At 39.3% G+C, this 26,433-nt stretch carries 20 protein-coding genes and 1 pseudogene; 2 read left to right on the forward strand and 19 right to left on the reverse strand.

The window, feature by feature from the left end; genetic code table 11:
- Nucleotides 1–42: 42 nt before the first annotated feature.
- A complete protein-coding gene (locus tag UP17_RS28415) occupies nucleotides 43–210 on the forward strand; it encodes a hypothetical protein (RefSeq protein WP_167556003.1) in 168 nt (55 codons plus the stop codon).
- An 856-nt stretch (nucleotides 211–1,066) separates the two neighbouring features.
- Here the strand turns inward: UP17_RS28415 and UP17_RS21360 are convergent.
- The 11 genes and pseudogenes from UP17_RS21360 to UP17_RS21415 all read right to left on the reverse strand — a co-directional run bounded on the left by UP17_RS21360 (nucleotide 1,067) and on the right by UP17_RS21415 (nucleotide 11,025).
- On the reverse strand, nucleotides 1,067–1,882 hold the full coding sequence (locus tag UP17_RS21360; protein WP_061465118.1) for a lipid II flippase Amj family protein: 816 nt from the start codon (nucleotides 1,880–1,882) through the stop codon (nucleotides 1,067–1,069).
- Nucleotides 1,883–2,115: 233 nt separating this feature from the next.
- Entirely contained in the window at nucleotides 2,116–3,444 is a 1,329-nt protein-coding gene (gene ltrA / locus UP17_RS21365; protein ID WP_061465120.1) for a group II intron reverse transcriptase/maturase, read from the reverse strand.
- 610 nt (nucleotides 3,445–4,054) lie between these two features.
- A complete protein-coding gene (locus UP17_RS21370; protein WP_061465122.1) occupies nucleotides 4,055–4,480 on the reverse strand; it encodes a hypothetical protein in 426 nt (141 codons plus the stop codon).
- On the reverse strand, nucleotides 4,470–4,682 hold the full coding sequence (locus UP17_RS21375; protein WP_061465124.1) for a helix-turn-helix transcriptional regulator: 213 nt from the start codon (nucleotides 4,680–4,682) through the stop codon (nucleotides 4,470–4,472). Before UP17_RS21375 ends, UP17_RS21370 begins: the two co-directional genes overlap by 11 nt.
- A gap of 268 nt (nucleotides 4,683–4,950) precedes the next feature.
- Entirely contained in the window at nucleotides 4,951–5,136 is a 186-nt protein-coding gene (locus UP17_RS21380; protein ID WP_061465126.1) for a hypothetical protein, read from the reverse strand.
- Nucleotides 5,137–5,246: 110 nt separating this feature from the next.
- Nucleotides 5,247–5,406: pseudogene (locus UP17_RS21385) on the reverse strand (PhzF family phenazine biosynthesis protein); the annotation flags it as partial.
- A gap of 294 nt (nucleotides 5,407–5,700) precedes the next feature.
- The gene (locus UP17_RS21390) at nucleotides 5,701–6,183 is read right to left on the reverse strand and encodes a DinB family protein (RefSeq protein ID WP_034304508.1); all 483 of its coding nucleotides are present in this window, start codon (nucleotides 6,181–6,183) and stop codon (nucleotides 5,701–5,703) included.
- A 307-nt stretch (nucleotides 6,184–6,490) separates the two neighbouring features.
- Nucleotides 6,491–7,804 (reverse strand): HAD family hydrolase, encoded by a 1,314-nt coding sequence (locus UP17_RS21395; RefSeq protein ID WP_061465130.1) that lies wholly within the window; start codon nucleotides 7,802–7,804, stop codon nucleotides 6,491–6,493.
- 915 nt (nucleotides 7,805–8,719) lie between these two features.
- The gene (locus UP17_RS21400) at nucleotides 8,720–9,427 is read right to left on the reverse strand and encodes a DNA alkylation repair protein (RefSeq protein WP_061465132.1); all 708 of its coding nucleotides are present in this window, start codon (nucleotides 9,425–9,427) and stop codon (nucleotides 8,720–8,722) included.
- Between the two features lie 1,032 nt (nucleotides 9,428–10,459).
- Nucleotides 10,460–10,672, reverse strand: a complete 213-nt coding sequence (locus tag UP17_RS21410) for a hypothetical protein (RefSeq protein WP_061465136.1) — start codon at nucleotides 10,670–10,672, stop codon at nucleotides 10,460–10,462.
- Nucleotides 10,673–10,698: 26 nt separating this feature from the next.
- Complete coding sequence (locus UP17_RS21415; protein ID WP_061465138.1) at nucleotides 10,699–11,025, reverse strand: hypothetical protein; 327 nt, start codon at nucleotides 11,023–11,025, stop codon at nucleotides 10,699–10,701.
- A gap of 238 nt (nucleotides 11,026–11,263) precedes the next feature.
- On the opposite strand from UP17_RS21415, the gene brnQ reads away from it, so the two are divergent.
- The gene (gene brnQ, locus UP17_RS21420; RefSeq protein ID WP_061465140.1) at nucleotides 11,264–12,598 is read left to right on the forward strand and encodes a branched-chain amino acid transport system II carrier protein; all 1,335 of its coding nucleotides are present in this window, start codon (nucleotides 11,264–11,266) and stop codon (nucleotides 12,596–12,598) included.
- A 156-nt stretch (nucleotides 12,599–12,754) separates the two neighbouring features.
- On the opposite strand, the gene UP17_RS21425 is transcribed toward brnQ, so the two are convergent.
- From UP17_RS21425 to UP17_RS21460, 8 genes are all read right to left on the reverse strand, one after another.
- Entirely contained in the window at nucleotides 12,755–13,306 is a 552-nt protein-coding gene (locus UP17_RS21425) for a DinB family protein (RefSeq protein ID WP_434218678.1), read from the reverse strand.
- A 593-nt stretch (nucleotides 13,307–13,899) separates the two neighbouring features.
- A complete protein-coding gene (gene sdaAA / locus UP17_RS21430; protein ID WP_061465143.1) occupies nucleotides 13,900–14,775 on the reverse strand; it encodes an L-serine ammonia-lyase, iron-sulfur-dependent, subunit alpha in 876 nt (291 codons plus the stop codon).
- Between the two features lie 40 nt (nucleotides 14,776–14,815).
- Entirely contained in the window at nucleotides 14,816–15,478 is a 663-nt protein-coding gene (gene sdaAB, locus UP17_RS21435; protein ID WP_061465145.1) for an L-serine ammonia-lyase, iron-sulfur-dependent subunit beta, read from the reverse strand.
- A 47-nt stretch (nucleotides 15,479–15,525) separates the two neighbouring features.
- Nucleotides 15,526–16,560 carry a PTS sugar transporter subunit IIC gene (locus UP17_RS21440; protein WP_061465147.1) on the reverse strand — a complete coding sequence of 345 codons (1,035 nt, stop codon included), beginning with the start codon at nucleotides 16,558–16,560 and terminating at the stop codon, nucleotides 15,526–15,528.
- A gap of 360 nt (nucleotides 16,561–16,920) precedes the next feature.
- Complete coding sequence (locus tag UP17_RS21445) at nucleotides 16,921–17,160, reverse strand: hypothetical protein (protein ID WP_061465149.1); 240 nt, start codon at nucleotides 17,158–17,160, stop codon at nucleotides 16,921–16,923.
- Nucleotides 17,161–17,372: 212 nt separating this feature from the next.
- Complete coding sequence (locus tag UP17_RS21450) at nucleotides 17,373–21,704, reverse strand: endonuclease (protein WP_081108921.1); 4,332 nt, start codon at nucleotides 21,702–21,704, stop codon at nucleotides 17,373–17,375.
- 53 nt (nucleotides 21,705–21,757) lie between these two features.
- Nucleotides 21,758–24,568: a bifunctional metallophosphatase/5'-nucleotidase gene (locus UP17_RS29025; RefSeq protein WP_250211714.1), complete on the reverse strand. Its 2,811-nt coding sequence runs from the start codon at nucleotides 24,566–24,568 to the stop codon at nucleotides 21,758–21,760.
- A 466-nt stretch (nucleotides 24,569–25,034) separates the two neighbouring features.
- On the reverse strand, nucleotides 25,035–26,426 hold the full coding sequence (locus tag UP17_RS21460) for a MocR-like pyridoxine biosynthesis transcription factor PdxR (RefSeq protein WP_061465151.1): 1,392 nt from the start codon (nucleotides 26,424–26,426) through the stop codon (nucleotides 25,035–25,037).
- Between the last annotated feature and the right edge of the window lie 7 nt (nucleotides 26,427–26,433).

Here is a 26,433-nt window from a genome sequence, read left to right on the forward strand (position 1 = left end):
AATAATGGTGAAGTTTACCATAGGAAGATGGGAGGTTTTATAATGCGCTTAAATCCCTATACGGTTATGTTTATCGTTTTAGCAGTTGGTTCAAATTTAATTTTAAATGGTTTGTTCAAGCAAGGGTTTTTAGGTATCATAATTGCCATTATATTATTGGTTTTTGCAGCACTTAGTACTGGGAAAAAGGAAAGTAAAGAACAAAGATAAGAAGTCCAAAATTTTTTTGGCTTTATTTATTTCATTTTAGTATTTTAAAAAGGGATTTTCATTTAATTTTCCGAATGTGCGATAATGGTAAAAATCGTATGTTCAAAAGGCCGACATTTGGCGGCCTTCTTAAGGCGCTAGTCGAGTAGAAGGGAACCTCTCTACCTTACGGTAGATTGTGTTCCTGCCCCCCTCACAGAACCGTGCTTGCGCTATTCACGCACACGGCTCCTCCTAGTTACCATTCACAAAATGTAGCTAATCTCTCAGATTCAGATTTTGCTAATTCTGCTATCCTTAGTAGTTTTGTTTCCATTTATCCCTACCTCTGAGTGTAGTAAATGTTTCCCTAGTAAGGGTGATAACTGGTAGCTAGCCTTTCCTCCATCGGCATTACCCAACTTCATTGGTACTACGCTGCTATCCGACTCCCTACACAGCATTTGGTTTCCTTGCTTTTTATCGCTTGTACACCATACTCTTCTAATAAGAAAAGACCGATAGGGTCTCCCGAGTTGCCGTATCATATCGATGTGTAACGTGCCAAGGTCTCTGACTCCAGAGAGGTTTTATCCATCTTGCCCTTAACGAAGGATAAAATGTAGCTTTCTGCTGTGCGTAAAGCATCAGCCCTCTCGATTTACTAACTTTATGGAGCTCAATCCCTTCAACCATTTGGCTTTCGGCCCGCCACCTAACTGTCTACGCTTAAAGACTAAAGTTACCTTTAGCCCTCCAAGACTCGCTACGAGCGAATGGCTAGTTCTTACTCGACGGGAATCCCACCCGCTATATGATACGACCTAGGCTCGGCCGCACACGCACCCGTCAGTTCATTAAAGAAATCAGGTAATTATTAGACAATAAATTTGGTAAACCACGCAATATATCCTGCCCCTGGAATAAAAAATACTTGAGCTAGTATCGTTCCTAATAAACGAGAAGTAACCATCATAAGAGATACACCTTTGAGATTAAGGTAACTTCCCTTCTGATTTATTACGTCATCCGCAAGAATAGATATTTTAGGGTCAATAAAAATTATAAGTAAAATTGTAGCTATTCCATTTATTAGACCCGATGCCATAATAGCTGTTGTTGCTCTTTCTGGAGCTATTAAAGCAGCATATAACGCAGATAACACCCCAATTGTATAGATTGCAGTTATTACCATATTAATTAAGAACAATCTTATAGGAATATCTTCCAATCTAATATCCTTTAAGTAAGAAAACTTTGGTAAATGAATGTGTTTTACCCCACGTTTAATGTATTCGAAAGTTAATCCCTTTTTTATTAAAGCTGGTATAGAACCTCTTTCTTCAGATAAATGAACAATAGCCCTTGAAAAAATTGCAATAAAAGTAGGAAGTAAAAGAATACCTATAATTGTTCCTAATGTTGATGAACCAATAATGATTCTATATTGGTTTTCAACAAACTCTAGGGTATTTACTTTTGGAGCATTATCAACCAGGCTCCCTGTAAATGGTTGCTGCATCATATTCGCTAATCGAGAAATCATAACCATCAAGTTAAATAAGGATAGAGCTGAAGCTAACAATCTTACCCTTGCACCAGATAATCTGACTGCATATGCAAGTGTTTCGATAGAATGGATAATAAATATAAATAGAGATATAAGAATTAATTTTTCTGTTAAGAGTTCCATAACAAATTACCTACTTTAATATTTTTCTTCCCATATTACCACATATATTTCCAATTCGTGTTATGGAACTATCCTGCCCCTATAGTTCCATAACAAAAAAGTTGCTTCAGCAACCTCCCTTATTGAAGTAGTCGAGTAGAAAGGAGCCTTCCTACCTTACGGTAAATTGTACTCCTCCCCCTCACAGAACCGTGCTTGCGCTATTAACGCACACGGCTCCTCCTAGTCATCGTTTACAGAAGGTAGCTAATCTCTTTTCTTAGTTCATAGATATTCACTTTGATTCTTGGTGAAGGCAGTGGATATTTACGGAGAAAGAGATTAAATTTATCCCATGTAAAGGACTTTCTTTGGCTTCTTCTGTTTAGCCATTTAAATAGTAAGTATTCGAGTCTCTCTTTGAAGTTGTTAACCATTTGTATGTTATCGGTCATACAATAATAGTTGTAATAACCTATGAGTGAGCGTTTAAATCTATCCATGATCGTATGAATATCTTTATTTCTATTAATCTTCAGCCATTCTTTAGATTCTTTTAGTTTACCTTGGACTTTCTTATTACTAGATTTCCGTTTCACTCGAAATTTCCCTTGTTTGCTTTTCCCGCAATAGTGAGTAAACCCTAGGAAATCAAAGGTATCCGGTTTATTACTCCCATCTCGCTTTGCATTATTTTCTGCAAACCTCCCAAAGGGTATAATTTTCGTTTTATCCTCGGCTATCTCTAAGTTAAACTTCTTCAATCTAAGCTTTAATGAATGGAAGAATTGCTGAGCTTCACTTTTATGTTGAAAACAACAAACAAAGTCATCTGCATATCTTACTATGTAGGCCTGCCCTTTACATTGTTTCCTAACCACTTTCTCAAACCATAAGTCGAGAACGTAATGGAGATATACATTCGCTAATATCGGAGATATTACTCCACCTTGCGGTGTACCGTTATCTGTTTTGTACTTCTTACCTTCCTCCATGTATCCACCTTTAAGAAACCTGCTGATTATTCTCTGTAGGTTAGGGTCGGTGACTCGGAGGTTCAAGAACTCCATCATCCACTTGTGGTCAACGTTGTCAAAGAAACCCTTGATATCTACATCCACTACATAACTTACTGATTTCTTTTCAATATAATGGTTCAGTATTTTCAGCGCATCATGGCAATTTCTATTAGGACGGAAACCAAATGAACAATCTAGGAAGTCATTTTCATAGATAGTATTTAGTATTTTTGTAATGCCTTTTTGTACAATTTTATCCTCATGTTCCGGTATCCCCAAAGGCCTTTTCTTGGTAGAATTGAGTTTTGGGATATACATCCTTCTTTCTGGAACAGGGCGATAACTTTTGCTTTTAAGCCTACTTACTAAATCCTTTATATTTTCTTCCAAGTTTTCGCTGTATTGTTCTTTAGTCGTTCCGTTAACACCAGTCGCCTTTTTATTAGGTAGTTCATGATGACACTGTGTTAGCGATTGCTCATTTAATAAATGCGCAAGAGATGTAAATTTCATTTCAGGCTCGGATTTTGCTAATTCTGCTATCCTTAGTAGTTTTGTTTCCATTTATAATACCTACCTCTGTGTGTAGTAAATGTTTCCCTAGTAAGGGTGATAACTGGTAGCTAGCCTTCCCTCCATCGGCATTACCCAACTTCATTGGTACTACGCTGCTATCCGACTCCCTACACGGCATTTGGTTTCCTTACTTGTTATCGCTTGTACACCATACTCTTCAATAAAATAGAAAAGACCGGAAGGGTCTCCCGAGTTGCCGCATCATATCAATGTATAACGTGCCAAGGTCTCTGACTCCAGAGAGGCTTTATCCTTCTTGCCTTTAACGAAGAATAAAATGTAGCTTTCTGCTGCGCTTAAGGCATCAGCCCTCTCGATTTACTAACATTATGGAGCTCAATCCCTTCAACCATTTGGCTTTCGGCCCGTCACCTAACTGTCTACGCTTAAAGACTAACGTTACCATTAGCCCTCCAAGACTCGCTACGAGCGAATGGCTAATTCTTACTCGACGGGAATCCCACCCGCTATATGATACGACCTAGGCTCGGCCGCACAAGCACCCGTTAGTTTAAGTAGAAACCTTCCCAATCTCATTAGTGGAAACCAAAAATCCCTTATCCAAAGAAAAATCCCCAGTTTCAGGAGAAAAATTAGGTTAAATAGCTTTTCTGATTAACCAGTTTTGATAAAGAAAATAAAAATAACTAATAAAATACAAACCAATTAAAAAGAAAAAAGACACCTTATTCATATAACCTAGCAATGCTAAAAATAATAAACCAATACCAAATAAAATGGACATAAAATCAAAGGCTTTAGACTTTGCAAATTGATTGATTTTTATATTACGCTCATCATTTTCTTCGATCTTTTGTGCTTTAGTTTTAAATCTTTCACTTGAAATAGATGTTACTCCAGAAAAGGTGAGAAAGACCCCAGTAAAAATAATAGCTATGGAAACTAGATCCGGACGGATAAATATGGAACGAATCTCATTTGCCACAGGAAAAGTTACGAATATTCCAAATGATATTAAGACAATTCCACTGAAGGTTAATATCCAAAGTGCCTTATTTTTCATTATTTATTTCCTCCTCGTAGATAAAAATTTCTTCAATGCTTAAATTAAAATAACGTGCAATCTTAAAAGCTAGAATTATTGAAGGGTTATATCGCCCATTTTCTAAAGACCCAATCGTTTGTCTAGATACCTCTAAGGCTGCGGCAAGTTCCTCCTGTTTAACTCCATGCTGTTTTCGGATTATTTCTAGCTTATTTTTCAACTACCCACCTCTAATACGGAAAGTAAACTTTCCATAAAATTAACATAAAAAGATAAATATGCAAAGTTCACTTTCCATAAAAAAACAAATTACATAATCACTCTTAAAGTAGCCCATCAAAAATGAAACCCCTTGGCGGCCAAGAGGTTTTCTCATCTTCGAAATTATCGTTTATACTGTAGCTTTGAATCAAATTTTGATCATTTAGGAATAGGCATTTTTTCAAGCAGGGATGACCTTCTAAATCAGATATCCTTCGATTCTATGTTTATTGTGATTTATTAATTGATTTCTTTTCGTATCGTTTTGAAAAGTATAGAGTAAGGGTAACACCTAATAAAACGATTCCTAAACAGATATAAAGTGGAAAATCCCAACGTATGTAAGCAGCTGTTGATGCTCCTAATACCGTGATCCATTCAAAAACTAAAAATGGTTTTATGTATTTATTCAATTAACTAACCTCCCCTTTATTTATCCATATATTGTTAATTCATTTTAACATACCTAGAGTTAATAAAATCTAACAAAAAATAGGCCATTATTCTTTTAAAGGGTCTGTTGTTTAAATATAAATGCCGTTTCCGAATTGTTAAGCTCTCTAGCAATCCTCTGCATCTCTCCCGAAGATAGCCCATCTGCATTGGTAATTACACCAGCAGGATTACCTGATAATTTTTCTTTCGTAAGAATCAATTTGATATAATCGGTACTTTCTTGCCATGTCATTTCCCACCTTTAATATAGTGAATTTCCGGTCCTTTATACTATCTATAATTCTTACTATATTAAAAATTACCCCGTTAGCTCCACAAGAAAAAGAGTGATCGTCACAGCTCTTTAAAGAACTATTGCACCCGTTAGTTTAAGTGTACTTATTCACAAACTTAGTTGGCTTTGCATAAATAAACCGATTCGTTCATTACAGGAATGCTGCCCCTTTAGTTGAAGAAGAAAAAAGGATTGCCGCAGCAATCCATTCTAGCGAAAAGTTCCAATTAGCAGCTAAGTCAACTTCTCATGCATTCGCCTTCCAACTGTTTTGCAGTTTCCTTATATAAATAATTTGACCGATATGATATGCATTATGGGTAGTTGCATTTCCAAGAATTTGCCACCACTTAACTTTTTCAGGAAAACCTATAACATCACTTTCTATTTTTTCATTAGTTAATAACCCTTCCCACTTTAAAAGGACTTCTAATAAGATTTTTTTCAAATCGTTAAAGCACATATATTCAGGACTTAAAAAGCTCCGATTATTATCTCCGATTGAAGATACAGCGTCTACGTTGGATTTTTCGTACCTGGTTTGCCAAGTTTGATTCCAATAAATCAGATGTTGTACAATTTCAGCTATACTGTTACTATCTTTGCTTGGCTTCCATAAAGCCTGTTCTTCCGTCAAATTTTCAACTGATTCTGAAAATGGTTTGTACCAACTAGGGTCATTAGCATTCGCTAAGAACTGGTCAGAAATAATATCTTTTACGTTGGTCATTCTATTCACTCCTCAATTCTAATTAGAATATGGATCCCTAAATTAAGTACAACAGCCATCCTCCCTGATGTTAAAATGATTTTCCTACTCATTTAGTTTCGAGATAACCACCACAAAAACCTTTTACTTGTTCAACTATCCTGCCCCGATAGTTCAATAAGACTTATTGTAGAGGTGACATATACTGTGACATAAAAAAAAGACGGTTTTACCGTCTAATAGATTGCACTAGTTTTCTTAGTAAAAATAAAACTAATATAGCGAAAAGAGAAGTTAGAATTAATCCTGGAATATTGGACGAATCTTTTTATGGATTCGTCAACAATTTTTCTTCATTTGATCCAAGCTTGATCGTGTATTCAGTCGGTATCCATAAGCCTGTATTCTCATTTCTTCCTTGGAGAACATATTTCGGGTTGTTTTTGCCCATCCGTTCTGCAGCTGTTTTCGCAAGCTTGCCGATATCACCTGTTTTGAGGCGGTTGATAATTAAACCGAGTTTCAAACTCTTTATTGTCAGCATTTCATAATCTGTGCTGCTGTCTCCCGCTACGAATATCGGACCGTATCCGCCCCGCGTTTTGGAGATGGCGTGTTCGATCACTTCCACCTTACCTTCTCGAGCAGTGATCGGCCAATTGTCTACATATTCTGCTTGAGTAATTCCTTCCTTCTTTTTTAATCTCATCCCAAAGACATTTTCCTTTGGAACGTTGTAGCCGTATTTTGGATTTGACGAAAATACCTCCACCACCTCTTCCATCGAAGCCGAAATAACAAAAACGTCAATCCCATTCTCCATAAAAGTATGCATTAAGTTTGCGATTTCCGAGGCCAGACGCAGTCCCGTTTTATAGGTAACTTGAACAGTACCGGCTTTTCCTAACATTGACCCAGGACTTATAAGCGTCACCGATGCCATTTCCGCCCCTAAATTATAATCATTTGAAGCCTCTGCAAGCTGCTGTACTTCTTCGGTCGACATGTTGGCAAATAAATAAAGCACCCATGGATATCCGATTTCAACACCGTATGTTTCCCCAATGGCCTCATACAGAAAGTACATTTTCGCTTTAAAATCTTTAAACTGATCAGTTGAATGAAGCGTTTCTAACCTCTCTTTTCCATTCATCCCATTATAGTTGGAATAAAGGAATTCGTAATCGCGCTTCAGATCCTCGGCGATTTCCTTCAGAGTTACCGCATTTCCTTGAAGGTTTTTAAACTCTTGTGAAAAGGGTCCATCCGGCACATTCTTTTTGATCACTTCATAAAACTCTTCCGGTTGCATGTTATATGCCAAGTGATCAATTTGATAAAGAAAGAGGGCCTCCTCCGTATCATTCATGATGCTCGTATGATCCCAATCAAAAACAACATAAGGTTTTCGATTTGGATCGTATCCTGTACTTCCAGCACAATGCTTATCAATTAGGTTTTGAACAGACTTATAGGTGTCAGGAGCCCATTTCCCTTTATCCAGCACTTGAATACAATGGCCCTCCCTATTTTGCGGAGTCGAAACTGCTTTTCCGCTTGCAGCCGTTCCTAAGGAAGCATACAAAAACAAGCAAATAACGATCATGCCAAATAAAGCTTTTAATTTGGTTCTCTTATTCATATTATCCCCCCTGAAAAATGCAAAAGACGCCTGCCCAATAGCTCGTTATTAGCTATTGAAACAGGCGCCATTGCCGATTGATTCTTTTATGTATAAATATTATCACGAATTTTCAAAATAATCAATTTTTATTCGTGGTTCTTTTCTTAACAATTGTAACTTTAAAAAAAGGATTTCTGTGATACTTATTCAATTAAGCGCCTGTTTTGCTCAAAAATCACAAAAGAGCTACATTAACACGGTACTAGAATTCAAAACATCAGACAAAAAAACAATCAACTTGTTTATTTTTCATTAGTTACCTCAAAAATGTTTTTTTAACCTATTATCAATTAAATGGTAATACAAAAAAAGAATTACAAAACAACTCTTATTCTAACCATATATTTTATTGGGTTCATTAATGAACTAACCTGCCCCGGTAGTGCCATAAGAAAAAGCTACCTTAAAGACAGCTCCGATCTTCAGCTAAGGCACCCGATAGTTGAATAAAAAAGATTTTATCAATGTATAAGTCTTATCTATCAGACCTCTTTTTAAGAATAAAATAATAGATACCAAATAATAAAATAATAACCCAGTATAATGGGTCAATTATATCACTTTGAATGTGAATGCCATTGGCACGTAGTATTGATTTAATAACAACAATGAAAATTCCAGCAATAATAAAAAAATTATGATATTTTTTTGGTCATAAACTTACTCCCAGATGTTTTATTTTTAATATTTTACTACATAGTTGTAAGGGTACTCAAATTCCTTACTGAATTAACCTGCCCCAATAGTTCCATAAGAAAAGGAGCTGCTGATCAGCTCCTGGTAGAACTTTTTCACGATAGTTGTTACATAATTGCTCAAGTACAGTATCTTTATAATCACCCATAGATTACCTTCAATTTTGTGGAGCTAAATTTAACATCTTACATGTTTGCGTTTAAAACCAAGCCTTCCTTTATCAACTGCTTTTTGAATACTTTCGTAAGCATTTAGAATACTGCTTTTTTTCTTGTCCCGTTTGACTTCTACTATTCCTATTGCCTTTGCGGTCTCGACTGCCTTTTCATGGAGTGGCACATATGAAATCGCCACGGTGTATAGAAAATTATTCATAGCGGATTTCGTTTGTTCTGGCGAATCGTGAATCGTATTTTTCACAATGTCAAGCATATTGGAAATCTTGCTTTCTGAAAATTCAACGTCTAGTCGATTCCCTAAAAGCCAGCAGTAGCAACTCCAGCCCGCTGACATTCTCAGCTCTTCACCGCTTGCGATCCATTTATCTGCAACTTCTTGTGCAATATCTGACTCTGATAAAGTTACAGCCACTACAAAATCGGACAGCATATAAAAATACGCAGCATCCATCCAACGATCATAATCCGACTCAGTCATGGCTTTTGGGTCTGCAATAATGCCTGCAAAGTACATTGCATCATAGTTCCCCGTGGAATAAAGCTCTTCAGCTAAGCTTTGACTTATTTTTATTTTCTTTGCAATTGGTTTCATAGCTCCTGTAGCCACGCCAAAAAGCGGCTCATGCGCACCATTGGATATGTATATTTTTTTAGTTCGTTCCTTGCCAAGGGCTTCAAGCTCCTGCATAACCATTTCTAAATTCATCGTTTAGCACTTCCTTCTTTTTGGAGTTTTTCACCTAATATTTTACCCATCAAATATATGACCATTATCCTATAACAAACTACCATTTGTCAGCAGAACTACCGTCTAAGCATATCAGTGTTACGCAGGAATCCACTAAATGCATGTTGGCACTTTGTTCTTGAACAGATGGTAAGAAACAACGCCTTCTGTTACAGCCAAAGCTCATCCTTTTTATAAAAAGCGTTTTACCAGGTCTATTGTTGTGGTTTTTTCTAGATTTTTTGTTTTTTAATTTTCATGGGAGTTCATTAAGAATAAGGCGATACTTCAATAAAGAAATAGGGTATATCCTGTTATGTATTACTATTAGTTCATTTATTTAATTTCATTTTAGACTTTAAATTTAAGATAAACTCGTACCCGAAAGCTACTAACAATCCAGTCCAAAAAATTACAACGGAAGTAAAAGGCTCAATTCCATATATTAGAAAGTAAATATAGTTTATAAATAATAGCAACATATAGGTGTAAAAACCAAGTATTGCCCCTTTTCTCCAATTAATTGACTCTTTTTTAGACATACTTCTGAAGAATTTCATTTTAACCCTCCACAATATAAATTTACCCTTGCAGTTCCATTAATGCTCTTTAGTCACCCTACTGCGAATCTTTTTGTCATTTTCGAGTATTTGAAGTAAAGTTTGTCCATTTGCAGGAAGAAAGGCACATAAATATACGTTCAATTGAATTGGCCGATATTTGGCTGTCTGTATTATGACAATTCCCCCATGCTCTGACCCACTAAAATAACCTGTTTAGATTCACAGCCAAAATGCTGCATAGACGGTCAGTAAAGTCTTCCAACGTAACTTTGGAAGATGCAGTTTTATCCTTTTCATGTCCGGGTAACTCCAAGGTTAATACCTGATGTCAAGCGCCACAAAGGGACAACCCTCTCCCAGCTACACTCTCCATGTCATGCTCAATGAACTAACAAATATGTACTCATATAGTCACTCCTTTTTATCTTACGCCTCATTAAAATTTCAATTAAAGTCCACCGTCTAAACCATCAATCTTTATCCCTCTACTCCAATCACGAGTGACTTTTAATTCATGATCTATGGTGGTTATCGTGACCTCTCCTTCTTTCTCATAAACTTTAGATGAATTCTCGTCATAAACTTTAAATTCCGTTGTGTATGTGTAATCTATTGTGCCGTCTTCATTTTTCCTTTGTTCTTCAAGCTTCACATCTTGCACTACAATGCTTTTATTAATTTCTTTGGCTACCAATGAAGGGATTGAATAATTACGGTTAAGAATTTGGGCATTATATTCATCTTCTGATAAATATTCTTTAACATTGTTGCAATTTTAGCAAAGGTTGGCGGATTGGCTGGATCTTTGATGGTATATCGTGCAGTATAATAGCCTTTAAATAACTTTTCAGCCTCTTCCACTTTGACCACATTTTCCTCTTTAACAGATTTCCGCTCTGATGCCTCACCGTTTTCTTTGACTACTTCCTTGTTACATGCACTTGCCCCTATAATCAGCACAAATAAAACAATGGCCAAGAAATTTTTTATATTAGCCACCCCATTTTTATACATTTCAACTATTACCAAAATGAATTTTATTAATGGTATGAGAAGCTTTTAGTTGTTCAAAATAAGATGAGGGCAGATTACTTATCATACAAAATCAACAAAAAACAAAAAATATATTGAAATATCAATTTTATTTAGTTATAATACGATACGTTCTTAAATATTAGTTTGTATATAATTTTTAGAAAATTTAATAATTTTCCAAAATAGTAAATTTTGGTTTTTTCGTGGAGGGTTTATTTTGTCTAATAAAGTACCATTTTCATTTATAGTAGTGATTGGGTTAATGTTATTTGCCCTATTCTTCGGGGCAGGAAATCTAATTTTCCCGCCAATGCTTGGTCAGTCAGCTGGAACGAATATCTGGTCAGCTAATGCAGGCTTTCTAGTAACCGGAGTAGGATTACCGTTACTTGGTGTAATGGCACTGGGTTTTTCGGGAAAAGATGATCTACAATCATTAGCAAGCCGCGTCCATCCCGTGTTTGGTATTGTATTCACAACCGTTCTTTATTTAGCCATTGGTCCATTATTTGCAATGCCAAGAACAGGAAACGTTTCTTTTGAGATCGGTGTCAAACCATTTTTGCCGGAAGGTTTCGGGCCGCTGCCTTTACTTATTTTCACCATCATCTTTTTTACGATTTCGTGCCTTCTTTCGCTCAATCCTGCGAAATTTGTCGAAATTGTGGGGAAAATTTTAACACCCATCAAGTTAACGTTCATTGGAATCCTGGTGGTAGTCGCTTTTGTTCATCCAATTGGTGATTTTCAAGCACCTGCCAAAAGCTATACGATTCAACCATTTTTCAACGGGTTCAAAGAAGGCTATTTAACAATGGACACTCTTGCATCTTTTGTTTTTGGAATCATCATCATTAATGCCATAAAAGAAAAAGGTGCTAAAACAAAAAAACAAATAATGATCGTTTGTGGAAAAGCGACCGCAATTGCTGCCGTTATCCTTGCTACCTTTTATTCAGCTCTCTCTTATATGGGTGCTTCAAGTGTCGAGAAATTTGGACACTTGGATAATGGAGGAAATGTCTTAGCAAAAGTCTCGGATTACTATTTTGGAGCATATGGTGGGCTATTATTGGGATTGATGATCACAGTAGCTTGTATAACGACGAGCGTTGGACTCATTACATCGTGCTCGACGTACTTCCATAAATTATTTCCAAAGCTGCCTTACAAAACAATTGCAATAAGCTTATCCATATTTAGTGCAATAATTGCCAATATTGGACTAACTGAGTTAATTGCAATTTCCGTACCTGTAATGACAGCCATTTATCCATTGGCCATTGTATTGATTTTCTTAACATTTTTCCATTCCATGTTTAAAGGAAGGCCTGAAGTTTATCAAGGCAGCTTATTTTTAACATTCATCATCAGTTTAATGGATGGATTAAATGGAGCAGGGATTCACATTTCATCCATCAATGATTTCTTCACTGAAATCCTTCCAATGTACGATACAGGGCTAGGGTGGGTCATCCCTGCAATAGTCGGAGGAATCATTGGGTATGCCTTCAGCATCTTACGTCCGGGTCATAATCATCAAATTGATTAATGATATAAAATCGGTCCAGGAATAATTCCTGGACTTTTTTTTCTGTAGGCCGAATTATTTTCTTGTAGTCGAATTGTCCTCTCGACATTAATTTGCATATTGATTGGAAAAAAAACTGCGATAAAGGCAGCTCCGGCTATAGCTGGATAGCAGGATTTAAAATCCCATTTCTTGTATCTTCTTATTCGTTCGTAATTTCCTCAGCAATTGAAAAATTTGCCCCCTATGATGTGATTCATGTTCAATCAAATGGTAAACGACCCACTCAGGCGTGACGTCATATTGGTCAAGCACCCTCGGTTTACGCCAATCCTTTAGATTCATTGAACGGAAGTTTGACAGAAAAACTTGACGTACTTTATTAAGGCGGTAGAAATGTTCTTCTAATGTTTGTCCTTCAATATGTGTTAGGGAGCCATCATCAGCACGGCATTCCAATGGAAGCAAAGCACGGATTTCCGAATCCCATTCCGTAACAAGTACCTCCTCGTATAACCAATCTGCCTCGACCAATGCTATGTGATATAACAGCGAGCCAATCGTTTGCCTTTCATCCATTTTCGAATCGAGTGAATTTTGACTGATTCCAGTTAATTCCGTTATAAGCGTACGGCGAACATCTTCTAAACACCATAGCCACCGCCCAATTTCTTCTTCATATTCCGGTAATGCAGATACAATTAACGCTCTTCTCTCCAACAGGATCATCCTCCTCTTCTAAAAATACATTCTATTTAAAATGTTTGCTTCCTTCTTTACATTGAAATTCCCTGTTAATAATGAAAAAAGAGCAACCTTCAGATTGCTCTTTCGTTTGTATCTGATTTTTTCGTTTTATGTTATCTGTGACAAGTAAATCGATATTAACTCCCCAAAAAAAGATTGGATCTCATCTCCTCTGATATACGCCTGCTTTGTAGATAATCCTGTTCCCGTTCTTGTTCAACCATTATGCGTTGCTCCAGTTTTTGAGCATATAGTGCATAGCCGATACCATGAGCCTGAAACATTGCTTTTTCCATTGCCGACGTGTACGTTAATTCGAGAAAATTAATGAAGAATCAATCCTTTCCAAAGTAAATTTCGTACTCATCTTATCATTGAAAATGATAACTTACAAAGTTACTACAGCTCCATATTCACTGATAGTTCAGATTTCCTGACAGCTGTTCTTATCACCGTGTACGTAAACGCCATATCCCTCCACCTTCCTTCATTTTCCTTTTTTAATTACAAAATTCTCCAATTTTTTTAAAAAAATTAAAAACCCCATTAACAAATTGGTTAATGGGGCTGAATGTTTATTTATATGAACCGAATATTTCCTTTGCCAATTTACGTCCAGTCGGAGTGGCAGCAAGGCCGCCTTCTGCCGTTTCACGTAGTGCAACTGGCATGGTCAATCCTATTTTATACATGGCATCGATAACCTCGTCACATGGAATGCGGCTCGTAATGCCTGCAAGTGCCATATCAGCTGCCGTTATCGCGTTGGATGCCCCCATTGCGTTGCGTTTCACACAAGGAACTTCAACCAAACCTGCCACTGGATCACAAACCAATCCAAGCATATTTTTCAGTGTGATTGCCATCGCTTCCGCGGCTTGACTTGGTGTACCGCCGGCCAGTTCTACAATCGCAGCTGCCGCCATTCCACTTGCCGAGCCCACTTCTGCTTGGCAGCCACCAGCTGCTCCAGAAATGGAAGCGTTGTTTGCTACCACGAATCCGAAGGCAGCGGAGGTGAAAAGAAATTCAATCATCTCTGCCCGGGTCGGGTTTAGTTTTTCTTTCACGGCAAACAACGTACCGGGAACCACGCCCGCAGAACCGGCAGTAGGAGTGGCACAAATCATCCCCATTGCTGCATTCACTTCGTTCGTCGCAACCGCTTTACTGACGGCATCCAATAATAAATTGCCTCCGAGTGCCTTGCCCGTCTTGATATAATTTTGCAAAAGAACGGCATCCCCGCCCGTTAGGCCTGTAACGGATTGCACCCCTTTCAGACCTCTTTCCACCGCTTGTTCCATCACCGTCAAATTCCTGTCCATCTTTTCAATGATCTGTTCTCTCGACAAGCCGGAGAATTCCATTTCTTGTAAAATCATGATTTCCGCGATTTTTACATTTTTACTTTCAGCAAGTTCAACCAACTCTGCTACATTTCGGAACATGTTTTTACCTCCTTATCTTTACCAACACTTTTAAAAATTCTCATTCAACCATCCTTATGACTTGCGAAACGTTTTCCAATCCCTCAATTTCTTTCATGATATCGCCCTTGATCTTCTGATCGACTTCAATCACCATAAGGGCCATTTGACCTTTTTCTTTTCGTGAAACTTCCATATGTCCAATGTTAATTTCATGATTCGCCAATACTGTCGAAACCGAAGATATAATTCCAAACACATCGTTGTGTACAACTAAAATGGCTGGGTTTTCACCTGACAATTTAAGCTTGAACGTATTCAACTCCGTTATTTCTATTGTTCCCCCGCCAATGGAGATCCCAACAAGCTCTATTTCTTTATCCTCGTCGAACAGTCTGATTTTGACTGTATTAGGATGATCCATCACCGTATCCTCAATTGTAAAGGTAACTTCCATACCCGCTTCTTCCGCTATCGTCAACGAAGTGGGAATTCGTTCATCATCCGTATCGAAATCCAAAATCCCGCCTACGACAGCTACATCCGTACCATGTCCCCGGTAGGTTTTTGCAAAAGAACCATACAAAGAAATGATGGCTTTCTTCGGTTGTTTTCCAAATAATGTCCGTGCTACTCTGCCGATTCTGGCAGCTCCTGCTGTATGTGAACTAGAAGGTCCAATCATGACGGGACCGATTATATCGAATGCAGATCTGTATTTCATTGTTCAATGCCCCTTTTCTGGCAATAGATTTTTTTAACGGCCATTCATTATGCCGCTTTTTGCTCTTCATTCACCCTTATTTGTGAAACGGTCCTGATCTTATAATTCTTGAACACGATCGAGCCAAGGAAACCAACCGCTGCTCCCACAACTGCACATATTCCAGCTGTGATCGTCACCTTTATAGGGTCATTGAAACCGTACATAACTGCCAACCCTGCAATTGGTGTTGCCGTCCCTGTCGCATTATTCACTAAGCCAAACATGGCCACGACCACACCTGCAGCCGCTCCGCCAATGAAATTGGTTGCATACACAGGAATCGGGTTTGCAGATATGACATCCGCTTGTGTCAAAGGTTCTATCGCAACCGCAATTGTAGTACTTCTATCTCCAAATTTCAAGCGATCGAACAAAACAAAGTTCATGAAAGATGATCCGAATACGGCAAGGGCCCCGATTGCCATAGGAAGTCCCGTCAATCCAAGCATTGCTGTCAAGGCCATCGAGCTTAATGGTGCAGTGGCGACGACGGTGATGACTCCCCCAAGAATGATCCCCATTAAGATTGGATTACTGTTTGCCGTTTCCGTAATGATTCCTCCGATATTCAAAAGCGTTGCATTGACCAAAGGCGTTAAATTCTCACCAATAAACCGAACGAGCGGTGCTGCAATGATGATTGTAACGATTAAATCCAATCCAGCAGGGACTTTTTTCTCGATCACTTTCACAAGGAAAGCAACGAGATATCCTGCGAAAAATCCAGGCAGCAAACCTAAACCAGCACATGAAACACCAAGTAATAGAGCATATACAGGGGAAACCCCTAGTGCTAATGCAACAAGTGAAGCCGCTGCAACGCCTCCCATGCTACCTGCCGCATCCCCTACTTCTCCAAGGAATTTGATATTAAATAAATCCCCTCCGACATACCGCTGAAATGCTTCCACGAGAAAAGCGGCAACCGCTGCATTGGCAAGAGCACCCATTGCTTTCATCCCTTTTGGGGCTTTAAAACTGAATAAAGAAAATAAACCAAGTACCAATAATAATAAGGCCGTTCCTTTTAAAATTTCCATTAACGTCTCTCCTCTTAGTGAATAGTTAGTATACTTTGACTTAATATTTATAGGCGAACTACTAATTCATTTGCGATTTTCCGATTAAAGGACAACATCATCGGTCCTTTGTTTTCGTTCCATAGTTGGCTGTGTCTCTACGAAAAAATAAGGAGTAGAATTAAATGAATTCTTACTATATTAAGATATCTTTATTCCACCCAGAATGTAAACCCTTTCATTTTATATCTCATATTAACATATATCGGTATGCATACCTATCAAAATTTTTAAAATTTTATAGCAGAAGTAATGTTTGATTTTTCAGTATTTTGAAATAATTAAATTACCTTTTAATAATGAGTTTAACTGCTTGACCCTTTATGAAGAATATTGAAATTGAAAACGTACTGATTCATTTGGTTTTTCTTCTCTCTGTTTTTCAATGTATTTGGGAAGCTCATCTTGATTTAATCCTAGCAATACATCAACTCCCAACTTTTTTCTAGTGAGATCACTCGCTGTTTCTGCAACATTTTGCGAGGAAAATCCTGCAAATAAGAAAAGGGATTTTCCCTTTCCTGCTTGTTCACTTAAAAATGCGCGTTTGATAAAATTCATTTTTATACCTCACTTGATATAAGGACCAATCCGGATCTATATGGAGATAAAGAGGAGTGCATTTGGAGAGTTGCGATGTTTTTACCGAACGTTATAAAAGTTTTATTAAAAAATAACTTCATTTGGAAATAAAAAAGACTATAGGCAAACACGACTTTCATCGAGGTTGTCTACAGTCTGTAGTATAGCTTGCATTCAATATAAGAACCGATCTAACTCGCTTTTTTCACATCCATGGATTCAGCGGCCCCCAAAATTTCGGACGCCCATTCAGGATGATCGATGAATGGATTGCGGTTATTCTGCCAGTCATAAATTACATCATTTCGGTGGCTCTCGAAATCGTCGACTGGATCGAGATCATTCCATTTCAATAGTGTCGATAGCTTTCCATGAAGCGGCTTTGGATACGTATTGACTGTATCGGACAATTCCAGATCCAACTCACCGTTTCCTTCATAACGGACGGCCATGTAAAATAGCATCCGGGCTATATCGCCTTTAACATGATCCGGCGGCTCCCATGAATCTGAATCAAACTTACATTCACAGCCACTATATGTTTGACCGCCCTCGTCAAAATCAAGGTGGCCCCGTTTACCATTCACTGTCACATCAGCTGGGCGGAGGTGATGAAGGTCGGTCCCAGGGCCTTTGCTTGTTCCAAAATTACCGTGGGACTTGGCCCAAACATGTTCACGGTTCCATTGTCCGGCATTGCCTCCATTGGCGTTCTTCGAAATGGACTTTCCAGAGTAAAGCAAGATGACATTCTGTTTGTTATCCGGATCTTCATCCGTTTCTTTAAGGGCATTCCACACTTGATCATAAGATAACATCGTATGACCCTTGATTATCGTGTGAAGAACCGATTTCAATTCCGTTCCGGTTTTTCCTGCCGCCGTTTCATAATAAGCTTCAAGCGGCTTATCATTCGATACGGTCAGCGTGAAACGGGCAACCACTTCCGATTGCTGGTCCTCGGCCTTGACTGCGACAAGGTATGTTCCAGCTTCATTTGCAGGAAGGGTTAATGTCGGGCCGGTGACTGTACCGATCGTGGATGAAAAGGTCAGTTTATCTTCATCCGGATCTGAGAAGTGCTCACTCAAATCGATAGTGACCTTGGAACCGGTTTTCACTTCAAGATTTTCCAGTTTTTTCGTTACGACGGGCGCATGATTTTCTTTAGGGTCGAAAGGAGAAGCAATTGCTTCCCCTTTTGAATCGAAAAACTTGATATTCTTAGTGTCGACACCTTCCGTTACAGACCATTTCTGAACATTTTCAGCGCCCCTGATTTCTTTTACATTGGCGTTATCAATGATGACTCCCTTCACCGCCATGCCTCCAAAATCAATGATTGCGCCTTCCTTATCCGGTTTGACAGCCACAGTTGCATTCTTCAGCCCAAGGCCTTTGAGTACAGCATAGGAACCTTTTAACCAGATACCTTCTTCGATGTTGGATGTTTCGTCAAGATCGATCAAAACACTAGGTGAAGCAATTGTAAGCCTTTTTGTTTTAACGTTTGTTAAATGATACGTTTTTTCCGGAGCAGCGGGTTCAACTCCCCCTGATTCAGTTAAAGCGGTTTGAATCAATACAGGGTCGTGATCGCTTGCCCTTCCATGCACTTCCATGAAGGATGAGTTAATATGGACAATATCGACTTTCGTGGCTGCCGCCATATTATTCGATACCAGGATATGGTCCAGTACTTGTGAATTGCCTTGATATGTGTATGAATAACGTTTTTCAAAAGGGACTTTCTCGATCATATTAGTTAAATCTTTACCCTTTAATGTTTTAAGCGGAGCTGAAAATTCATAATCATTAAAATCTCCAAGTAAGACGATATTCGCCTTGGCATCCTGTGACTTGATATCACTGACGAACCGATTGACGATGGAGGCAATTTGAAGCCTTTGCGTCTCACTTGAAAGGAAAGGAGGTTGGTTTCTCCCGAATAGTGGCTGATCGCCGCCCTTCGAATTAAAATGATTGGCCACCACCACTACATTTTCCCCTTTAAATTCGAATTGAGCGGCCAAAGGCTTCCGACTCGAAGTGAAGGCAGGATCTGCAGGCTCGATTCGTCCAGGATTCAATGTAAGTTTTCCATCTTTGAAGGCAACGGATTGAGTCGCCGTTCCTTTCGTTCCCTCCGTTAATTTGACACGGTCGACATTGTATAAAAAGCCTACACGGATATTCCCGCCAGGTGCCCCGCCATCACGTTTATCTTCTGGAGCGATATCGATGAATTGATATTGCGGGCCGCCCAACTCTTTTATTTTGTCGGTCAATTTCTTGGCACTTTGAGCAGAATCCGTTGTCCCGCTATCTGTTGCACCATCATTATCTTGCATTTCCGTTACGCCGATGATATCGGGTTGTTTAAGGTTAGTAATGATAGATGTTGCAATCGTCTCAACTTTCGAGTTAGCGGTTTGAGTGGAGAAATTCTCGATATTATAGGAAGCGATCGATAGTTTATCGAAATCCTTCTCAAGGGAAGTCACTTCCCGAACCGTTCCGCCATCCTTTAGCGCCGGCAGCTTATTTTTATCCGTCAATACCCTATAGTTGCTATATCCATAACTGATGACACCCGTAACCGAGCCTTCAAAAGAATCACCAGTTTTCGCCACAAATGATTCATCATCAATATCGAGGGTTATTCTTTCAGGATTGAAATCCGTTTCCGTTATTTTGACACCTCTAACTGCAGTGCTCGTTTCCATATTCCCTGGGATCACGACCAATTCACCATATTCTTGAGGAGCGACCACTTTCGGGTTATATACTTCTACGAGCATCCCTTCCAAACTCTCATAGAAATCAATGCCGTCTTCAGTCGGATTGAAGTCTGTCAATCTATCATCATCGATGTTCTCAGACGGCGGAATGACATCTTTTCCAATGACGATCGGTTCTGGTATCGCTGCAGTGCCAAGCTTTTCAATAGTCGTATTGGTCAATTCAGTTGTTGGCAGATCCGTCGTTTTCATTTCAGCGTATCCTTCGATATACCATTCGGCGACTTTACCTGCCACTTTGACATGATCGCCCGCTTTTAGGCCATGCGCTTTGTTGTACACAAGTATTCCCTCGGAAGTCGTTAAGTCCTTATCCGGGTTGGGATCTTGCATGTAAAAGTTATTCGCATCTTTTACATAAGTGACGACACCTTCCACACCTGAAACGAGTTGAGTTTCATAAGATGAAAAATGATTCATCCCCTGAATGTCACGAATCTTCACTTCAGTGGTTTTGTTAACGGTATAGGCAAATGTGAAAACTTCCGATGTCTTGTCGTTGATAGCGATTGCCTTGATGACCGTATCTTTCGTTAAAATGATAGGTTCTGTGTACACAGCACTTGAAGACGTCGGAGTGGATCCATCCAGCGTATAATGGATCTTCGCTTCTTCCCAACCCGAATCAAGTGATACTTTTGTATTTTCACTTACCGTACCAGGGAAAATATCCGTGTAAACTGCTGGCTTGTTCACCAGTTCATAATCTTCAAGACCACGTGGCTTCAGTTGATACGTGTCATTGAATTGCGATGATATTCCGGTTACGGAAATGACATCCCCTTCTTTAAAGCTCTTCAGGAAATCTTCATAATTCGACCCGTTCCGGTTATCATGGCGAACGATAACAGAGTTCCCTTTTGTATCTGCCGCCTTGAATTCGAATGTTCCATATGTTCCCGATGCGGCCAATTCTGTAATGGTCGCTTTTTCAATGGTGACCAGCTCACCTTGTGTTTCCCCATTGACGCCAGCCGCGTCAATTTTTTGGATTTCAGGAAGTTCATTCCCAGAAGAAACGACTTTAAGGGAAGTTGGTTGAATTTGTAATTCCTTATTATAAGCGGATACTTGTCCGATTAAACGAACCTTATCCCCTTGCTTTACATCCTCAGGCCATGAAGAACCATATACATATAGCCCAGCCGTTTCATCTTGAATATAAAAGCCTTTTCCTCCCCAATATCCAAGCCCTGTGGTGACCACCCCATCAACCTGCACAACATCTTCCGTATTCGTGCGGGCCTCGGCGATGGATTCCAGAACCTTCACATCAGGCTGTTCAGGAGGTGTTCCTCCATCAGTGATGATTGTGTAATCCGTTGCTGATTTCAGACCTGGTACTGAAAAATATTTTTCCAGCTTCCCCGTAATCGTCACCTGTGCTTTGAGTAAATCCGGATGTTCGACTAGATTCAAAGCCGTTCGGATATTTCCGGCTGGAAGCTGAACAGGCATGATTTTCTTTACATCCTTTTCATCCGGACTATCTTCAATACCTATATTCGTACCTTCAGTAAAAGGCGATGTATGTTGATAGCTTGTACCGCTTTTAGCAGTACCGACGATGTATCCCTTCACCGTTGCCGTTCCGCTGTTATTATTAATCGCTTCCGTTACCGTTATTGTCCCTTCCGCTTTTGCAGCGGCTGCATATGGCAAAACCGTTGATAGCACGATCAATATGGCAAAGAAAAGCTTGCATATCCCATTCTTCTTCAAGATCTCAACCCCTCCAACTTTTTACGTAGGTGCAGCAATCATTTGAACACCGCTTAAAAAATGGTTTCACCTTTCACCGTGACACCGTTCATGCTCACGGTTTTACCGTTAAGCCCCGATAAATCCAAAATGCCTTCGACTGTAACATTTGAAAAGGTAAAGCTATCTGATGGAGTTCCTGTTAATGTAAGATTCCCTTTAACCACTGCATTTTCCAATGAAGCGATATCCGTGATATCCACAACTACATTACCTTCATGATTTTTTGGCGCATCAGCCGTTCCGCCAAAGTCTTTAGCCAATACCAAAGTCGGGTCTGTAGAGTTTCCGGCCACATCTTTGATGCGTCCTTCAATGCTTGGATCGACAGTTTTCAGCCCGCTTACATAATCCCGTAGATTCTCCCAATCAGCGAGGCCGATATCCGTCACTCTTCCTTCTTCATAAGCCTTCTTGAAAACGGAGAATCCATCCCCGCCCTTAGCTGTAAATGCATTGGTCGCCACGACATATTCCTTCGTTGCATCCAATTCGGAATATGTTCCATCTTGTCCCAGGACTTCAACCTTTGTCACCCGATTGCCTGGTTCCTTCGAACTGTCGTAGCTGAATTTCATCCCTGATACATGCAGGAAGCCGCCATTTTCCTTAGGAGCGAGGCTTACACTATGCTCTAATGCTTCATTGATTTCTGCACCCGTAAGCTTCATCGTTGCCAGCGTATTCCCAAACGGTAAAACGGTCAGGATTTCCCCTAAAGTGATCTCACCTTGATCAATGCCAGCGCGGATGCCCCCGCCATTTTGGAAAGCAATGACCGCATCCTTATTAAATTCTTTTGCTTTTTTAAGCATTCCGTCCGTAATTAAATTTCCCAGTTCCGTTTCATTTTTACGAACACTCGGTTTCGTTGCATCTCCTGCATCACGCGGGGTTTCCAATGCCTTCACAGCTGATGCACCAGTCTTCGTTTCCTTCAGCTCCTTAATCTTCGAGGAGTATGTTTCAAGAACTTTTGCCGCTTCGGCATCATCCTGTTTTTCAGAAAGCTTAATCAGCTGTCCGGCTTGTCCGACAATCTTGCCTTCCTTATCGAAATTCACATCGATCGTTCCTAAATAGTCGCTATATTGATACCCCTGAACGATGACAGTCGGCTCTTTCGTTTTCCCTTTATCATCCTTGTCAATAACAACGGGAGCGTCTAACTGCGTATGGCTATGTCCGCCCACAATCACATCGATGCCCTTGACCTTGGCAGCTAATGTTAAATCATTGTCATAAGCTGGATTGTCATCGTAACCAATATGGGATACGGCAACTATCTTATTAACCCCCATGCCTTTGAACGCCTTGACCGCTTTTTCGGCTTCTTTAAGATAGTTTTCAAATTCTATACTTCCAGGGCTTGAGATATCTTTCGTTTCTTCAGTTGTAAGCCCGAAGAAACCTACCTTTTGACCATCCACTTGTTTTACGATTCCATTGTATATCTTCCCTTGCTCCGGCTTACTTGAAATCAAGTCCGAGAATAGTCCCTTAAATTTATCATCTTTGGAGAAGTCCACATTCGAACTGACAAATGGGAACTGTGCCCCTTTAATGAAGTCTGCCAAAGCTTGATGCCCCTCAGCGCTTGATCCCAAATCAAACTCATGATTCCCGAATGTCATGACGTCGTATTTCATTAAATTCATGAAGCGAAGATCCGCTTGCCCTTTGAATTCATTAAAATAGAGTGTTCCCGAGAATACGTCACCAGCATCAACCAAAATAGCTTGCGGCTTACTCTTACGCACTTCTTTAACAGCTGTCACCCTTTTGGCCACATTGTCCAAGTGGGCATGCGTGTCATTCGTATGCATCAAGGAAAGCGTGATTGCCTTCGCTGGATTTTTCAAAGCTTCTTCAGCAGCGGCAACTTTCTGATCCGCCAATGCTATTTTAGCTTGAAAATCCTTACGGTCAGACTCCTTGATTCCATTTAAATTGATGGCAGCTTTCGCTTTTTTAGCTGCGTTTATCTGTTCTTTCGTTTTAAGTTCCCCATTGGCAAGAGCTACATAGGCATTGACCCGTTTTGCCACTTCTTTTTTCTTTTCTGCATATACCGCATCATCATACTTGCCTTTCACTTCTTTCACATAAGCATGTATGGCTTTTCCGAGTTTGGATGTTTTGCTGACCTTTTTCAACTGCGAAGAAACGGTATTCATCCGCTTGTCTGCGGTTTTTAAATCACCTTTCGTCACCCAGTAAGCAACTTTTTCATAGTAGTACGGCACTTTCAGGTCACCGTTCAAAGCTGTTTTGGTCGATTTAGTGAATTTATCGTATAAAAGCTTTTCGATTTTCGCACCGTAAACCGTATCTTTAATGGCTTTGTCTGTCTTTTTCACAGCTTTATCCAATGCATTGTATTGATCCCTGATATCATTTGATTTCTTGGCAATGATTGAATTCGTAAGGGCGTTAATCGATTTATCATTGGCAGCCTTTGCTTTTTCTGCCGCTTTATACCCTTTTACATATCCCTCTGAACGAGTGATGTACTTATCATAAGCTTCGATTTCTTTGTATTTGGCATCTTTTTCTTTTTTGCTTAACATTGATTTTTTAATGGTAGAGTTGATGTCTTTTTTTGCTTGTTTTGCTGACTTGATTTGTCTCTCAACAGTGGACACGGAAGCGAGTTTAGAAGAGTAGAAATAGGTGTCGAATGGTTTTTTGATAGTGGCCTTTGCCGTTTTGATTTTACTATTCAGGCTAGTGGCAGCATCTGATGGTGCAGGTGCTACTGCTACGATCGTTGTCGCAGCCATTATGGTAGCTGTTGCAATTTTTACGATTTTCTTTTTCCCCATTATAGTTAATCCCCCCATATGTTCTATACTGATATAACATATTGCTAACATACCCATAGAGTTGACATACTTTTCAAAAAATTGAATCTAGATAAATTTAATTACTTATACACAAATCCCCCTACTTTTTTCCTCTAAAGATCCGTGTATATCCTATATTACAACAAAAAAATCCAATTTTAAAACAAATTTACAATCTAAAGTGGAATTTTAACAGAATATTATCATTATAATCGCCCCAAAATACCCATTACCTTAAAGATGATATACCAATAAAATTATTAAGTAGTAAAATAGTACCACTACTTATTAAAACCGACTTTGGTCTTTATACCTAAATTTGCAATTGACCAAAAAAGGAGAGTATCACTTTGTTAGCTCTGGTTATTTGCAGTAGTATTATTTGATCGTTAAACCGACTTTACTAAAGGAAAAGTAGATATCATAATCAAAACCAAAAGCTGACTTATATTATCCAAGCAGCTTTCAGTTTTTTTATGCCCTCTTGTATGTTGTCTACGGAAACACCTGCGAATCCAATTAAGACTGTGGTTGTCGGCGGTTGTCTTTTATAAAAAAGAGAGGCCGGATAAATTTTCACGCCATGCTCTTTTGCTTTCTCAATGAGCTCTTTTTCACTAAATGGTGAGTAAACGTCAAGCAAGATATGCAGCCCCGAGTTTCCTCCCCGAATCTTCACTTGTCCTCCTAATTCGCTTTGTAGGGTCTCTAATAAAATGGCTCTTTTTTTTTGGTACAGCTTTCTCATTCGGTTGATGTGTTTTTGCCATTCGCCCTTTTTTATAAATTCAGTAAGCGTCAGTTGATTGTGAGAGGACACCGTTTGCTTATATAAGGAAGTGATTTCACTGCCTTTTTCTAAAAGAGGTAACGGAAGAATCATATAGCTGATACGCATTGAAGGTAAAAGAGATTTAGAGAAAGTGCCCATATAAATGACACGGTCATGCTGGTCAAGACCTTGCAAGGAGGGGATCGGCTGTCCGCTGTATCTGAATTCGCCGTCATAATCGTCCTCGATGACAAATGATTGATTTTCTGCCGCCCATTTAAGCAGCTGCATTCTTCTGTTAATCGTCATAATTGTTCCGAGTGGAAATTGATGAGATGGCGTTACATACACAAGGCTCGGCTTCTCTTTTCGGATTTCCTGGATACAGATTCCTTCATCATCGACAGGTATGGGAAGAATCTTCATATGATTGACTTCAAAAATCTTTCTCGTTCTCGGAAAACCCGGATCTTCATACCCTATGGAAATATTCGGGCCGAAGACTTGGCACAAGATCTGCATCAGAACAGGGTTCCCAGCCCCTAAGATGACCTGTTCAGGTTGACAATTGACGCCGCGCGATTGATACAAGTATTCTGCAATGAGTGTTCTCAGCTCAAGTTCTCCTAAAACATTCCCTGGCCGATAAAGCTGTTGACCATATTGATCTAAACTACTGACCATGCTTTTTCGCCAAGCGGAAAAAGGGAAGTGGGCAGAATCCACATTGCCATAATGAAAATCAATCGATTGTTCATTCTCTTCTGTTTTTGGCTTAATGGATGAGGTGCCTGGCATTTTAACAAGGACAAAATCAGAATCATTATAATCAGCAAACCAGCCGCTTCTCGGCTTGCTCACAATATAGCCTTCAGCAGCAAGCTGTTCGTAAGCCCGTTCTACAGTCGTTTGGCTAATTGAAAGCTGAGTGGCTAGCAACCTTTTTGAAGGGAGTTTCCTTCCTTTTTGAATACGGCCCTCATGCATATTTTTTTTAAAGAGCTGATAGAGCTGTTGATAAAGGGGAATGTCTAGATTTCGATTTAAAAAAAACGTGATATCCATTTATAAG

Origin of the sequence: Peribacillus simplex, assembly GCF_001578185.1 — a bacterium.
Classification (GTDB): domain Bacteria; phylum Bacillota; class Bacilli; order Bacillales; family DSM-1321; genus Peribacillus; species Peribacillus simplex_A.

Coding starts and splice junctions, on each gene's coding strand:
- sdaAB (WP_061465145.1), bottom strand. CDS start 15,478: ATGAAATACAGATCTGCATTCGATATAATCGGTCCCGTCATGATTGGA.
- UP17_RS21400 (WP_061465132.1), bottom strand. CDS start 9,427: ATGAATTTAGAAATGGTTATGCAGGAGCTTGAAGCCCTTGGCAAGGAA.
- UP17_RS21460 (WP_061465151.1), bottom strand. CDS start 26,426: ATGGATATCACGTTTTTTTTAAATCGAAATCTAGACATTCCCCTTTAT.
- UP17_RS21425 (WP_434218678.1), bottom strand. CDS start 13,306: ATGATCCTGTTGGAGAGAAGAGCGTTAATTGTATCTGCATTACCGGAA.
- UP17_RS21390 (WP_034304508.1), bottom strand. CDS start 6,183: ATGACCAACGTAAAAGATATTATTTCTGACCAGTTCTTAGCGAATGCT.
- UP17_RS28415 (WP_167556003.1), top strand. CDS start 43: ATGCGCTTAAATCCCTATACGGTTATGTTTATCGTTTTAGCAGTTGGT.
- UP17_RS21445 (WP_061465149.1), bottom strand. CDS start 17,160: ATGAATTTTATCAAACGCGCATTTTTAAGTGAACAAGCAGGAAAGGGA.
- UP17_RS21395 (WP_061465130.1), bottom strand. CDS start 7,804: ATGAATAAGAGAACCAAATTAAAAGCTTTATTTGGCATGATCGTTATT.
- UP17_RS21360 (WP_061465118.1), bottom strand. CDS start 1,882: ATGGAACTCTTAACAGAAAAATTAATTCTTATATCTCTATTTATATTT.
- ltrA (WP_061465120.1), bottom strand. CDS start 3,444: ATGGAAACAAAACTACTAAGGATAGCAGAATTAGCAAAATCCGAGCCT.
- UP17_RS21370 (WP_061465122.1), bottom strand. CDS start 4,480: ATGAAAAATAAGGCACTTTGGATATTAACCTTCAGTGGAATTGTCTTA.
- UP17_RS21415 (WP_061465138.1), bottom strand. CDS start 11,025: ATGTATAAAAATGGGGTGGCTAATATAAAAAATTTCTTGGCCATTGTT.
- sdaAA (WP_061465143.1), bottom strand. CDS start 14,775: ATGTTCCGAAATGTAGCAGAGTTGGTTGAACTTGCTGAAAGTAAAAAT.
- UP17_RS29025 (WP_250211714.1), bottom strand. CDS start 24,568: ATGGGGAAAAAGAAAATCGTAAAAATTGCAACAGCTACCATAATGGCT.
- UP17_RS21440 (WP_061465147.1), bottom strand. CDS start 16,560: ATGGAAATTTTAAAAGGAACGGCCTTATTATTATTGGTACTTGGTTTA.